The organism is Geodermatophilus obscurus (assembly GCF_900143215.1).
GTDB lineage: Bacteria > Actinomycetota > Actinomycetes > Mycobacteriales > Geodermatophilaceae > Geodermatophilus > Geodermatophilus obscurus_A.
Genome location: NZ_FRDM01000008.1, coordinates 127,051 through 139,877, shown reverse-complemented (window position 1 = coordinate 139,877; position 12,827 = coordinate 127,051). Strand labels below are relative to the sequence as shown.

Here is a 12,827-nt window from a genome sequence, read left to right as displayed (position 1 = left end):
ACCGGCCGGCCCAGGCGGCCGGTGAGGCGAGGAACAGCCTAACGGGCCGTCGTGGACGGTCCGGCATCGATAGGCTCCCGCGCGTGAGCAGCGAGCCGATCCGGGTCCTCATCGCCGAAGACGAGGCGCTCATCCGCCTCGACCTCAAGGAGATGCTCGAGGAGGAGGGGTACACCGTCGTGGCCGAGGCCGGCGACGGGCAGCAGGCCGTCGACCAGGCCACCGAGCTGCGGCCGGACCTGGTGATCCTGGACATCCAGATGCCGGTGCTCGACGGGCTCTCGGCCGCCGAGCAGATCGCCTCGGCCCGCATCGCCCCGGTCATCGTGCTGACCGCCTTCAGCCAGCGCGAGCTGGTCGAGCGGGCGCGCGACGCCGGCGCCATGGCCTACCTGGTCAAGCCGTTCTCCAAGAACGACCTGGTGCCGGCCATCGAGGTGGCCCGTGGCCGGTTCGCCGAGATGACCGCCCTCGACGGCGAGGTGCGCACGCTCGAGGAACGCCTGGAGACCCGCAAGGTGGTCGAGCAGGCCAAGGGCAAGCTGATGGCCGACCAGGGGATCACCGAGGCCGAGGCCTTCCGGTTCATCCAGCGGACGGCGATGAACGAGCGCACGTCGATGAAGGCGATCGCCCAGCGCATCCTGCAGCCGCAGGCCGCCGCGGACCCGACGACGGGCAGCTGACGCCTGCGGTGCGGCCCCGGTCGCGCGTCCGACACGCAGCGTGACGAGCCGGGAGCCCGCAGGTCACGACCTGATCACGGTCGTGCCGACCCCTGCTCCTCCTCCGGATCCGGCAGCTACCTTCCCCCCACTGACCGGTCGCCCGCCTGGGCGAGCCGGGAGCACGACCGACACCACAGTGGGAGTTGTTTGATGCGCACAGGCATCCTCGCGCGCAACGCCGCCGTCGCGGCCGCGGCCCTCCTCGTCCTGACCGCCTGTGGCGGCGGTGGCGACGACAGCAGCGCCGGTGGCGGTGGCGACGCGGCCGGCGGAACCGGCGGCGGCGAGCGACAGGTCAACGTCTACGGCACCGACGGCAACATGGGCAACGCGCTCGGTGAGTCCTTCACCGCGCCGGGCTCCCTGGCCGGCATGAAGGGCACGACACCGCTCACCGACCTCGGCTCGGAGTTCACCGACCGGCTGCGCGAGATCGACCCGAACCTGCAGGACTACAACTACGCCGGCGAGACCTACGACGCGGTGGTGGTGACGGCGCTCGCCGCGCAGGCGGCCGGCACCAACGACGCGAACGTCTTCAAGGAGTTCATCAACGGGATCACCGTGGGTGGCGAGGCCTGCACCGACTTCGCGGCCTGCCTGGAGATCATCAACAACGGCGGGAACGTCGACTACAACGGCATCTCCGGTCCGCTCAGCTTCGCCGACGCCGGTGAGCCGGCGGAGGCGAGCTTCGGCATCCTGCAGTTCGGGGAGGACAACCAGCTCGACGAGGCCGCCACCGACTTCGTCCTCGCCGGGGACAGCGCCAACGCCACCACGGACGAGGGCCCGGCGTACGCCGCGCCCGGCGCCACCGGCGAGCCGCTGGTGATCGGGACCCTGCTGCCGCTGACCGGGAACCTCGCCTTCCTCGGCCCGCCCGAGGTCGCCGGCGCCCGCCTGGCGGTCAACGACATCAACGCCGCCGGCGGCGTGCTGGGCCAGCCGGTCCAGCTCATCGAGGGTGACTCCGGTGACGCCTCGACCGACACCGCCACCCAGACGGTCGACCGCCTGCTGCAGGGCGGCGTCAACGCCATCATCGGCGCGGCGTCCTCGGGTGTCAGCCTGACCGTCATCGACCGGATCACCGGTTCCGGCGTCGTCCAGTTCTCGCCGGCGAACACCTCCGACCAGTTCACCGACTACAACGACAACGGGCTGTACTTCCGCAGCGCGCCCCCGGACACGCTGCAGGCCCGGGCGCTGTCGGACCTGATCATCAACGACGGCAACAACACCGTCGGGATCATGGCGCTCAACGACCCGTACGGCACCGGTCTGATGGAGAACACCCGGGAGAACCTGATCGCGGCGGGCCTGGCCGAGGACAGCATCCAGACGCTGACCTACGACCCGCAGGCGGCGAACTACGACGCCGAGGTCCAGCAGATGGTGGACTTCGCCCCCGACGCCGTCGTGGTGATCGGCTTCGAGGAGTCCGCGCGCATCATCGAGAGCCTCAACTCGCAGGGCATCGGCCCGCAGCGCTGAGGTAGCTCCGTCCGCACGGGCAGCGGCCCGGCACCCCTCAGGGGTGCCGGGCCGTCGTCGTCCACGGGTTCAGCGCTGCACGTGCTGGCCCTCCGGCGCCCAGTCGGCCGGCCTGCCCCGGTGGTTGGAGAACTCCACCGACCAGCGCCACCAGCTCCGGTCGGAGGCGTGCTCCCAGGTGATGAGGACGCCGACCTCGCCGCCGGGCAGCAGGACCGGCAACCCGTACAACTCCGGCCCCGGCCAGACCTCGCGGCGACGCACCCGGTCGTCGTCGAACTCGAGCAGCGTGATGGGGGAGTAGTCGCCGTCCCGGTCGGCGTCGTTGCTGACCACCAGCGTGCCGTCGTCCGCCCGCACCTCCAGGTGCAGCTGGGCGGGGGCGGCGTGCACCAGCACGCGGGAGAAGCCGCTCGCCGTCGTGCAGCGGGCGAATTCCAGGCCGTTCATCCCGCCGTCGCGGGACCGCAGCTCCCAGGTCCAGTTCATGACCGCTGCCTACCCAGCACGACGGCGCCGGCCCCAGCAGGGGACCGGCGCCGGGTGAGGCACTGGAACGGCCGCCCTCCAGGTTCCCGCCGGCCCCGTCCAGAGGCTCGCCGCGAGCGTGCGAGCGGTGAGGGGGACGGGGTCCTTCTCCGAGTGGTGGGGAGCGGAGGGGTCCTTCTTCAGTGCGCCTTGGCCAGCGTCCCCAGGTACAGCTCGATGACCTTGGGGTCGTGCATCAGCGACTCACCGGTGTCGGTGTAGGCGTTGCGGCCCTGGTCGAGGACGTAGCCGCGATCGCAGATCTGCAGGCACCGGCGGGCGTTCTGCTCGACCATGATGATCGAGACGCCGGTGGCGTTGATCCGCCGGCAGCGGATGAAGACCTCGTCCTGGTAGGCGGGGGAGAGGCCGGCCGACGGCTCGTCGAGCAACAGGACGGACGGCTCCATCATCAGCGCCCGCCCCATGGCCACCATCTGGCGCTCACCGCCGGACAGCGACCCGGCCTTGATCTTGCGGCGCTCCCCGAGCATCGGGAACAGGTCGGCCACGTAGTCGAAGCGCTCGCGGAAGACCTTCGGCCGCAGGTAGGCGCCCATTTGCATGTTCTCCTCGATGGTGAGGGAGGGGAACACGTTGTTGTTCTGCGGCACGTAGCCGACACCGAGGGAGACCAGCCGGTGGGCCGGCGCGGACGTGATGTCCTCGCCGCGGAGGGTGACCGTGCCGGCGCGCACCGGGATGAGCCCGAACAGGGTCTTGAGCAGCGTGGACTTGCCGGCGCCGTTGGGGCCGATGATGCCGACCAGCTCGCCGTCCTGCAGGTAGAAGTCGCAGCCGTTGAGGATGTTGACGCCGGGCACGTACCCGGCGACCAGCTCGTCGGCCCGCACCAGCGCGCCCTCGGCAAGCCGCGTGTGCTCCTCGCGGGTGGCGGCCCGCTCCGCCCGGGACATGTCCCCGGCGATGGCCCGCTCGTCGGGGCTACCGCCGTCGGAGTGCCCGACCTGGAACATCGGGTCCTCCATGGCGGGGTCGTTCATCGTGCTCATCGGTCCTCCTCGCGTCGGGTGTCGGAGCCGATGACGTCGCCGTCGGCGTTCTCCTCACGGGCGATGGCCGCCTCGGCCTCGGCGAGGACGCGGTCCTCCTCCTCGACGGTGAGCGGGGCGTCGTGGTGGGCGCCGAGATAGGCGTCGACGACCGCCTGGTTCTGGCTGATGGACTCCGGCGGGCCCTCCGCGATGACCTTGCCCGCGGCCATGACCACGACCCAGTCGCTGATGTCCCGGACGACGTCCATGTCGTGCTCGACGAAGACGACCGTCATGCCCTGCTCACGCAGGTCCTTGACGTGCCCGAGCAGGCTCTGGGTGAGGGCCGGGTTCACGCCGGCCATCGGCTCGTCGAGCATGACGACCTTCGGGTCGCTCATGAGCGCGCGGGCCATCTCCAGCAGCTTGCGCTGACCACCGGAGAGCGTGCCGGCGAAGTCGTCCTTCTTCCGGTCCAGCTTGAACCGGGTGAGCAGCTCCATCGCCTTCTCGGTGTTGGCCCGCTCCTGCGCCCGCCAGATCCCGGGCACCAGGGCGCGCAGGAAGCTCTCACCCTTCTGCCCCTGAGCACCGAGCAGCATGTTCTGCAGCACGGTGAGCCGGGACAGCGCCTTGGTCAGCTGGAAGGTGCGGACGACGCCCAGCCGGGCCACCTGGTGCGGCGCCAGCTTGCCCAGCGGGCGGCCCTCGAACGACCACGTGCCGGTGTTGGGCTGGTCGAAGCCGGTCAGCAGGTTGAACAGCGTGGTCTTGCCGGCGCCGTTGGGCCCGATCAGGCCGGTGATACCGCCGCGCTGGACCTCCAGGTGGTCGACCGACACGGCGGTGAGCCCGCCGAAGGTGCGGGTGACCCCGTCGACGACGATGGCCGGGTCGGGCTTGGCCACCCCGACCTCCCACGGCAGGTCCTTGAGCGCCGTCTGGGCCACCCGGCGGGGCGCGTCACCCGTCCGCCAGGCGTGCTCCGGGGCGGAGGCGCCCGGGGCCGCGCCGGAGGGGGCCGTCGCGCCGGAGGCAGTCGCGCCGTGCGAGGCCGGCCGGCCGGGGGTCTGGTCAGCGGGCATCGAGCATCACCTCTCGTCGGTCGCCGAAGATGCCCTGTGGTCGGAAGACCAGCAGCAGCATGAGTCCGAGCCCGATCAACACGAACCGGAGCTGAGCCACGTCGGTCGCCGAGAGCAGGTCCTCGGGGATCACCCCGTTGCCGATCAGCGTACGCAGGCCGGTGTCGGCGAACTGGATGATGAAGAACATCAGCATCGCGCCGACGACCGGACCGAGGACGCGGGCCGCGCCGCCGAGGATCAGGGCGGCGTAGGCCAGGAAGGTGTTGGCGTTCTGGTACTGGTCGGGGTTGGCCGACGCGGTGCCCAGGGCGTACACCATGCCGCCCAGAGAGCCCAGCACACCGCCGAGGACCAGCGCCTGCATCTTGTAGACGTAGACGTTCTTGCCGAGCGAACGCACCGCGTCCTCGTCCTCGCGGATGGACTTCACCACCCGGCCCCAGGGGCTGCGGACCAGCAGCCAGATGAGCAGGCAGGACAGCGCGACGAGAAGCCACCCGACCACGGTCACCCACAGCTCGGCGCCGCTCCACCGGGTGCCGAGGATGCCGTAGCGGCGGGCGGTGTCCCACGGCGCCAGGGCCACGAAGTCGGCGTTGAAGCCGGACAGCCCGCGCGTGCCGTTGGTGACGGGTGTCGCCGACACCGAGCGGAACAGCAGCCGCAGCCCCTCGGCCGCCGCGATGGTCGCGATGGCCAGGTAGTCGGCGCGCAGCCGCAGGGTCGGCAGACCCAGCAGCAGCGCGAGGACGACGGCGGCGAGGATCCCGACGGCCACGCCCACCCAGAAGTTGAGCCCCCACTGGCTCACCGAGACGGCGATGCCGTAGCCGCCGAGCATCGCGAAGGCGATCTGCCCGAAGTTCAGCAGCCCGGCGTAGCCGAACTGCACGTTGATGCCGATGGCCAGCAGCGCCAGGAAGACGGCCTGGAAGCCCAGGCCGGCCTTGAGCGCGACGGCCAGGGCGTCGACCAGCTCACCCATCGTTCAGCCCACCCTCACCCGGCTGCCGAGGATGCCCTGCGGCCGCACGATCAAGATGACGATCAGCAGGAGCAGCCCGCCGACGTACTTGACGTCGTTCGGGATGACCAGCGTCGACATCTGCACGAAGACACCCACCACGATGCTGCCCACCAGGGCGCCGTAGGCGGTGCCGAGACCGCCGAGGGTGACCCCGGCGAACATGAGCAGCAGCAGCCGGAAGCCCATGTCCCACTGCACCTCGTCGGAGAGGCCGAGCAGGACGCCGCCGAGGGCCGCGAGCGCGCCGCCCATCATCCAGACCACCAGGATCACCCGGTTGACGTTGATGCCCGAGGACGCCGCGAGATCGCGGTTGTCGGAGACCGCCCGCATCGCCTTGCCGATCTTGGTGCGCTGCAGCATGACCGCCACCAGCAGCAGGACGACGAGCGCGATGACGATCGACGACAGGTCGGCGTTGGTCATCCTGAACAGGCCGTAGTCGACGGCCCGCTGACCCCGGTAGTCGGCGTAGGCCTCCGAGCCGCCGCCGAAGATGATCTGGTACAGGTAGCGCAGCAGCAGCGACAGGCCGATCGAGATGACCAGCGCGGCGACCAGGCCGGTGCCGCGACGGCGCAGCGGCCGCCAGATCGCCAGCTCGTTGAGCGCCCCGACCCCCGCGCCGATCACCATGGCGATCAGTGCGGCCGGCACCAGCGGCACGCCGCCCTGGACGTTGATGAACCACGCGGCGATCGCGCCGATGGTCACCAGTTCGCCGTGCGCGAAGTTGGTCAGCCCGGTGGTGCCGAAGATCAGCGAGAGGCCGACCGCCGCCATGGCGATGAGCAGGCCGAACCGCAGACCCTCGACGAGCAACTGCACCCAGCGGACCGTGCCACCGCCGGCCTCCCGGCTGCCGTCGCTGAGCGCGATGATCACGCCCTGGTTGCGGCCCGCGTCGACGGTGACCGTGCGGGTGTTCTCGCCGGTGAGCACCACGCCGTCGGGCAGGTCGTCGGCGTCGATGGTGACCGTGTACTGGCCCGGACCGGGCAGCGGCACCGCCCACTGGCCGTTGTCGTCGGTCTCCACGGTCTCGACCTCGGCGCCGGCGGCGGTCGTGACGACCACCTCCACGCCCTCGATCGGCCCGCTGGCGTTGGTCCGCAGGGTGCCGGACACCTGCTCGGTGGCCGCAGGCTCCTGGGTCTGCGCCGACGCGGCACCGGGTGCCAGCGCCAGGGCGAGGCCGCCGAGGACGGTCAGCAGGATCAGGCGGAGCAGCATCCGGCCACCGCGTGCACGGGATCCCCGTGCGGACCGGCGCCGGGCAGGGGCGGGTCCCCCGGGTGCACCGCGTCCCGGTACACGGCCTGGTGCGTGCGTCACTCGACCTCCCTGGCTCTGTGCATGACGGGGGACGGTAACCCAGCGGTGTTGCGGTTCGACGTCCCGCGGCCCAGCTGTTACCTGTCCGCGACACGCCGCACCCGCCACGCCCGTTCCACGGGCGGCGCGCCTCGTGGTCGCGGGGGTCGTCCGGTGCACTCCCCGGCCACCGTCCAGGGGGCCCGTGTCCGTGCCCGCGTCACGACGCGCGTCCCGCCGACCGGCCCGCGGCCGCCGCCGGCTCTCGTCGGCTGCTCGCCGACCCGGTGCAGCGCGTGCTGCTCGCCGGGCTGCCCGGTCCGAACGCCCCGGACGGCGGTGCGGGCATGGGCGAGGTGGCCGTGGGCCCGGCCGTCCTCGGCGTCGACCCGCTGTCAGTGGTCCTCGGCGTGCCGCAGGTGACCGTCGACGACCTCGTCGTCCACCACCGGTGCGGCGCTGCTCCCAGCCGCCGTGGCCTACGCGCCCCGGTGGGTGCCGGGCACGTCGTCGGAGCCGTCGGCGGGCACGAGGCCGAGCGGCAACGGTTCTCCGCCCCGATGGGGTTCGGTCCGCCGGTCACCCGCACCGCGGAGGGCTGACGCGGCCCCGTCCAGAGGCTCGCGCGAGCCTGCGAGCGGTGCGGAGGACGGGGTCCTTCTTCAGGCGGCCAGCAGCATGCAGGTGAGGCGGGCGGTGGCGGTTGCGCGGCCCTGCTCGTCGGTCACCTCGATGGTGAAGGTGGCCAGCGTCCGGCCGCGGCGGACCGGCGTGGCGACGGCGGTGACGACGCCCTCGGTGGCCGCCCTCAGGTAGCTGACGTTGAGCTCCACCCCGACGGCCTGCCGGCCCGGGCCCGCGCCCAGCGCCGCGGCCCAGGACCCGACGGTCTCGACCAGCGAGCAGGTGGCCCCGCCGTGCAGCAGCCCGAACGGCTGCTGGTTGCCCTCGACCGGCATCGTCGCGACCACGTGGTCGGGGTCGAAGTCGGTGATCCGGATGCCCAGCTTGTCGTCCAGCGGGCTCATCTGCCCGGCGTCGAGCCAGGCGGGGCGGTCCACGGTCACCCGGGCACGGTAACCACCGCTCGCGCGACGACCCTGCTGCAGGTCGAAGGATCCCCTGCCCCCACCGCTCGCAGGCTCGCGGCGGGACCCTGCAGGAGGCCGCCGTGCCTGGGGTGGTCGGTGGGCGCACCTAAGATCGGCGGCGATGTCCGCTCCGGTCTCCGCCTCCGCGTCCAGCCCCGCCCTTCCCTCCGCTGACGGGACGCGCCCGCGGCTGCTGCTGCTCGACGGGCACTCGCTGGCCTACCGCGCCTTCTTCGCCCTGCCGGTCGAGAACTTCTCGACGACGACCGGGCAGCCGACCAACGCTGTCTACGGCTTCACCTCGATGCTGATCAACGTGCTGCGCGACGAGCAGCCGACGCACGTGGCGGTCGCCTTCGACGTGGGCCGCAAGACGTTCCGCAGCGAGATCTACGCGGAGTACAAGGCCAACCGCAGCGAGAGCCCCACCGACTTCCGCGGCCAGGTCAGCCTGATCCAGGAGGTGCTGGCCGCGCTGCACGTCCCGGTCATCACCGCCGAGGGCTACGAGGCCGACGACGTCATCGCCACCCTCACCGTGCAGGCGGTCGAGCAGGGCATGGACGTGCTCATCTGCACCGGTGACCGCGACGCCCTGCAACTGGTCAACGAGCACGTCACCGTGCTGTACCCGCGCAAGGGCGTCTCCGACCTCACCCGGTTCACCCCGGAGGAGGTCGAGGCCAAGTACAACCTGACGCCGGCGCAGTACCCGGACTTCGCGGCGCTGCGAGGCGATCCCAGCGACAACCTGCCGAGCATCCCGAGCGTGGGGGAGAAGACCGCGGCGAAGTGGGTTCGCGAGTACGGCTCGCTCGACGCGCTGGTCGACCAGGTCGACACGGTGAAGGGCAAGGTCGGCGACAAGCTGCGCGAGCACCTGTCCTCGGTGCTGCAGAACCGCCGGCTCACCGAACTCGACCGGCAGGTGGCGCTGGAGCTCGGCCCGCAGGACCTCGCCGTCCGCGCCTGGGACCGCAACGAGGTGCACACCCTCTTCGACAACCTGCAGTTCCGGGTGCTGCGCGACCGGTTGTTCGCCACGCTCACCAGCGCCGAGCCGGAGGCCGAGGGCGGCTTCGACGTCACCGAGGACGAGGTGCCCGCCGGCGGGCTCGGCGCCTGGCTGGACCAGCACGCGCGCACCAGCCGCACCGGCATCATCTTCCGGGGCACCTGGGGCCGGGGCACCGGTGAGCTGACCGGCCTCGCGCTCGCCGGCGGCGACGACCACGCCACCTTCGTCGACCTGGGTCCCGACCTCGACGCCGCCGACGAGCAGGCGCTGGCCGACTGGCTGGCCGACCCGGACGCACAGAAGGTCGTGCACGAGGTCAAGGGGCCGCTGCTGGCGGTCTGGGCACGCGGCTGGGATCTCGCCGGCGTGGTCAGCGACACGGCGCTGGCCGCCTACCTGGCGTTGCCCGGCCAGCGCTCCTTCGACCTGGGCGACCTCGCCGTCCGGTACCTGCGCCGCGAGCTGAAGGACTCGGTCGCCGAGGAGTCCCAGCTGACCCTCGACGGGATGGGGCCGTCGGAGGAGGACCTCGCCCGCGAGGCCGCGCACGCCGACGTCCTCAAGGCCGTCGCCGTCAACGACCTCTCCGACGCGCTGGACTCCCTGCTCGGTCAGCGCGGCGGCGACTCGCTGCTCGAGGAGCTCGAGCTGCCGCTGACCTTCGTGCTGGCCCGCATGGAGGAGCGCGGCATCGCCGCGGACCTGGACTTCCTGCGCGAGCTGCAGCGGGAGTTCGCCGACGGCGTGGCCGCCGCGGCCGCCGAGGCCTACGCGGTGATCGGCCGTGAGGTGAATCTCGGCTCGCCCAAGCAGCTGCAGGCGGTGCTCTTCGACGAGCTGGGGCTGCCGAAGACCAAGAAGATCAAGTCCGGCTACACGACGGACGCCGAGGCGCTGACCAACCTGCTGGCGCAGACCGGCCACCCGTTCCTCGAGCACCTGCTGCGGCACCGCGACGTGACCCGGCTGCGCACCGTCATCGACGGCCTGATCCCCATGGTCGACGACGCCGGACGGATCCACACGACGTTCCAGCAGACGATCGCCGCCACCGGCCGGCTGTCCTCGATCGACCCGAACCTGCAGAACATCCCGATCCGCACGGCCGAGGGCCGGCGGATCCGGCAGGCGTTCGTCGTCGGTTCCGGCTACGAGTCGCTGATGACGGCGGACTACAGCCAGATCGAGATGCGGATCATGGCGCACCTCTCCGGCGACGAGGGGCTCATCGAGGCCTTCACCTCGGGGGAGGACCTGCACTCCTTCGTCGCCTCGCGGGCCTACAACATCCCGATCGAGGACGTCGACCCGGAGATGCGCCGCCGGATCAAGGCGATGAGCTACGGCCTGGCCTACGGGCTGTCCGCCTACGGGCTGGCCGCGCAGCTGCGGATCTCCACCGAGGAGGCGCGCGAGCAGATGCACGCCTACTTCGAGCGCTTCGGCGGGATCCGGCAGTACCTCGACGGAGTGGTCGACGACGCCCGGCAGACCGGCTACACCGAGACGACGCTGGGCCGCCGCCGCTACCTGCCCGACCTGACCAGCGACAACGGGCAGCGTCGCCAGATGGCCGAGCGGATGGCGCTCAACGCCCCCATCCAGGGGTCGGCGGCCGACGTCATCAAGGTGGCCATGCTGCGGGTGGAGCAGGCCATCGCCGACGAGGGCCTGCGCTCCCGGATGCTGCTGCAGGTGCACGACGAGCTCGTGCTCGAGGCGGCGCCGGGGGAGCGGGAGGCGCTGGTGGCCCTGGTGCGCCGCGAGATGGCCGGCGCCGCGCAGCTCTCGGTGCCGCTGGAGGTCTCGGTCGGCTTCGGCCGGACCTGGAACGAGGCCGCCCACTGAGGCGGCGTCAGCGGCAACGGTGTGCGCGTGCGCGCAGTTGAATCCGCCCGGGCAGGACTGCGCATCAGCGCACGAGCTCGGCATGCGAGACCCTCGATGTCGACATCAGGTCGAGGGTCGAGCTGCGAGGATCGTCGGGTGGTTGCCGTCGAGCTCCTGCACACCGCCCGCGTGCCCGCGCGGACCCTCGGCGCGGCCCGGGCGCTGCTCGACGACGCGTTCCACGACGACTTCGACGATGCGGACTGGGACCACGCCCTCGGCGGGCTGCACGCGCTGGCGTGGGCCGACGGTGAGCTGGTCGGCCACGGTGCCGTCGTCCAGCGCCGCCTCATCCACGGCGGCCGGGCGCTGCGCACCGGTCACGTCGAGGCCGTCGCTGTTCCGTCGGCCCGCCGGCGCAACGGCGTCGCCTCGGCCGTCATGGCCGCGCTGGAGGACGTCGTCCGCGGCGCCTACGAGCTGGGCGCGCTGGGTGCGACGGACGACGGCGCCGCCCTCTACACCGCCCGCGGCTGGCAGCGGTGGCGCGGCCCGACGTCCGTCCTCGGCCCGGCCGGGACCGTCCGCACCCCGGACGCCGACGGAGCGGTCCTCGTCCTCCCCGGCGTCGTGCCGCTCGACCTCGACGGCAGCCTGACCTGCGACTGGCGCGACGGCGACGTCTGGTGACGCCAGGGCCTCACGCCGGCTTCGAGCAGACCAGGACCAGCGTCCCGGGGACCAGCGCCCCGCGGGCGGGGGACCACTGCCCCCACTCCTGCGTGCGGCCGGGCGTCCACTCCGGTTCGAGCAGGTCGTCGAGGACCAGCCCTGCCCCGACGACGGCGCGCACCCAGTCGCCGACCGTGCGGTGGTGCTCGACGTAGACGGCCCGGCCGTCCTCGCCGGTCTCCACGTACGGCGTCCGGTCGAAGTAGGAGGACACGACCCGCAGGTCCTCCGGGTCGGGGGAGTCCGGCAGCGGCCAGCGCATCGGGTGGTTCACCGAGGCGACGAACCGCCCGCCCGGACGCAGCACGCGGGCCACCTGCGCCAGTGCCGCCTCGACGTCGGCGACGAAGGGCAGCCCGCCGAACGCCGAGCAGGCGATGTCCACGCTCGCCGAGGCCAGCGGCAGCGCTCCGACGTCGGCCTGCAGCAGGGGGACGTCGATGCCGGTGGCGCGGTTGAGCTCGGCGGCGCGGGCCAGCATCCCGCCGGAGAGGTCGAGCGCCACGACGTCGGCCCCCTCGCGGCGCAGCCACCGCGAGCACGGCGCGGACCCGCAGCCGACCTCGAGCACCCGGCGCCCGGCGACCTCCCCGAGCAGGTGTGCCTCGGCCTCGCGCAGGCCCTCGGGGCACCACAGGAAGTCGACGTCCCCCAGGTCGTCGCCGTGCTCGGCGAGGTAGGCCGGTGCCGCGGCGTCCCACCAGCGCCGGTTGGCCCGGACCGACTCCGTCGAGCCCGCCGGCCGGCGGGCGACGCCGCTCGGCGCCGGATAGCCGTCGTCGGCGAGGAGCAGGTCGGGCGGGGGAGCGACCGGGGTGTCCATGACACGCCGATCGTGACACGCCGCGGGGTCCGGAGCGGTGCTCGACCCAGGTGGACCGGCTGGTCCCCGGCTCCGTACCATGGGGGCGCGCCAGAGGTCTGTCAGTGCTGAACCCGCCAGGGGATCGGCGCGCGCCGGCTCTCCCCGCTCCCCGCG

The 12,827-nt window shown here is 72.3% G+C and carries 12 protein-coding genes; 5 read left to right on the top strand and 7 right to left on the bottom strand.

From position 1 onward, the window contains the following. Window positions 1–83: 83 nt before the first annotated feature. Complete coding sequence (locus tag BUB17_RS10505; RefSeq protein ID WP_083606243.1) at window positions 84–686, top strand: ANTAR domain-containing response regulator; 603 nt, start codon at window positions 84–86, stop codon at window positions 684–686. Between the two features lie 192 nt (window positions 687–878). After that, window positions 879–2,225, top strand: a complete 1,347-nt coding sequence (locus BUB17_RS10500) for an ABC transporter substrate-binding protein (RefSeq protein ID WP_072917642.1) — start codon at window positions 879–881, stop codon at window positions 2,223–2,225. Window positions 2,226–2,294: 69 nt separating this feature from the next. Here BUB17_RS10500 and BUB17_RS10495 read toward each other — a convergent pair whose 3' ends face one another. From BUB17_RS10495 to BUB17_RS10475, 5 genes are all read right to left on the bottom strand, one after another. After that, a complete protein-coding gene (locus BUB17_RS10495; protein ID WP_072917640.1) occupies window positions 2,295–2,714 on the bottom strand; it encodes a DUF7712 family protein in 420 nt (139 codons plus the stop codon). Between the two features lie 179 nt (window positions 2,715–2,893). Then, complete coding sequence (locus tag BUB17_RS10490) at window positions 2,894–3,766, bottom strand: ABC transporter ATP-binding protein (protein ID WP_208983363.1); 873 nt, start codon at window positions 3,764–3,766, stop codon at window positions 2,894–2,896. Then, window positions 3,763–4,833, bottom strand: coding sequence for an ABC transporter ATP-binding protein (locus BUB17_RS10485; RefSeq protein ID WP_072917639.1), 1,071 nt, complete (start codon window positions 4,831–4,833; stop codon window positions 3,763–3,765). Before BUB17_RS10485 ends, BUB17_RS10490 begins: the two co-directional genes overlap by 4 nt. Next, window positions 4,823–5,821: a branched-chain amino acid ABC transporter permease gene (locus tag BUB17_RS10480; protein ID WP_072917636.1), complete on the bottom strand. Its 999-nt coding sequence runs from the start codon at window positions 5,819–5,821 to the stop codon at window positions 4,823–4,825. Before BUB17_RS10480 ends, BUB17_RS10485 begins: the two co-directional genes overlap by 11 nt. A gap of 3 nt (window positions 5,822–5,824) precedes the next feature. Beyond that, window positions 5,825–7,096 carry a branched-chain amino acid ABC transporter permease gene (locus tag BUB17_RS10475; protein ID WP_083606242.1) on the bottom strand — a complete coding sequence of 424 codons (1,272 nt, stop codon included), beginning with the start codon at window positions 7,094–7,096 and terminating at the stop codon, window positions 5,825–5,827. A gap of 368 nt (window positions 7,097–7,464) precedes the next feature. On the opposite strand from BUB17_RS10475, the gene BUB17_RS10470 reads away from it, so the two are divergent. Next, a complete protein-coding gene (locus BUB17_RS10470; RefSeq protein ID WP_072917634.1) occupies window positions 7,465–7,779 on the top strand; it encodes a hypothetical protein in 315 nt (104 codons plus the stop codon). A 60-nt stretch (window positions 7,780–7,839) separates the two neighbouring features. Here the strand turns inward: BUB17_RS10470 and BUB17_RS10465 are convergent, their stop codons facing one another. Continuing rightward, a complete protein-coding gene (locus tag BUB17_RS10465; protein WP_072917631.1) occupies window positions 7,840–8,244 on the bottom strand; it encodes a PaaI family thioesterase in 405 nt (134 codons plus the stop codon). Between the two features lie 145 nt (window positions 8,245–8,389). Between BUB17_RS10465 and polA the strand changes: the two genes are divergently transcribed. Next, window positions 8,390–11,134, top strand: coding sequence for a DNA polymerase I (gene polA / locus BUB17_RS10460; protein ID WP_072917628.1), 2,745 nt, complete (start codon window positions 8,390–8,392; stop codon window positions 11,132–11,134). Window positions 11,135–11,230: 96 nt separating this feature from the next. Further along, window positions 11,231–11,806 carry a GNAT family N-acetyltransferase gene (locus tag BUB17_RS10455; RefSeq protein ID WP_072917626.1) on the top strand — a complete coding sequence of 192 codons (576 nt, stop codon included), beginning with the start codon at window positions 11,231–11,233 and terminating at the stop codon, window positions 11,804–11,806. A 10-nt stretch (window positions 11,807–11,816) separates the two neighbouring features. Here BUB17_RS10455 and BUB17_RS10450 read toward each other — a convergent pair whose 3' ends face one another. Next, window positions 11,817–12,671 carry a class I SAM-dependent methyltransferase gene (locus BUB17_RS10450; protein WP_083606241.1) on the bottom strand — a complete coding sequence of 285 codons (855 nt, stop codon included), beginning with the start codon at window positions 12,669–12,671 and terminating at the stop codon, window positions 11,817–11,819. Between the last annotated feature and the right edge of the window lie 156 nt (window positions 12,672–12,827).

Bases quoted from the DNA above. Each gene is read 5' to 3' on its own strand.
- BUB17_RS10475 (WP_083606242.1), bottom strand. From the start codon at position 7,096: ATGCTGCTCCGCCTGATCCTGCTGACCGTCCTCGGCGGCCTCGCCCTG.
- BUB17_RS10500 (WP_072917642.1), top strand. From the start codon at position 879: ATGCGCACAGGCATCCTCGCGCGCAACGCCGCCGTCGCGGCCGCGGCC.
- BUB17_RS10485 (WP_072917639.1), bottom strand. From the start codon at position 4,833: ATGCCCGCTGACCAGACCCCCGGCCGGCCGGCCTCGCACGGCGCGACT.
- BUB17_RS10480 (WP_072917636.1), bottom strand. From the start codon at position 5,821: ATGGGTGAGCTGGTCGACGCCCTGGCCGTCGCGCTCAAGGCCGGCCTG.
- BUB17_RS10490 (WP_208983363.1), bottom strand. From the start codon at position 3,766: ATGAGCACGATGAACGACCCCGCCATGGAGGACCCGATGTTCCAGGTC.
- BUB17_RS10450 (WP_083606241.1), bottom strand. From the start codon at position 12,671: ATGGACACCCCGGTCGCTCCCCCGCCCGACCTGCTCCTCGCCGACGAC.
- BUB17_RS10455 (WP_072917626.1), top strand. From the start codon at position 11,231: ATGTCGACATCAGGTCGAGGGTCGAGCTGCGAGGATCGTCGGGTGGTT.
- polA (WP_072917628.1), top strand. From the start codon at position 8,390: ATGTCCGCTCCGGTCTCCGCCTCCGCGTCCAGCCCCGCCCTTCCCTCC.
- BUB17_RS10495 (WP_072917640.1), bottom strand. From the start codon at position 2,714: ATGAACTGGACCTGGGAGCTGCGGTCCCGCGACGGCGGGATGAACGGC.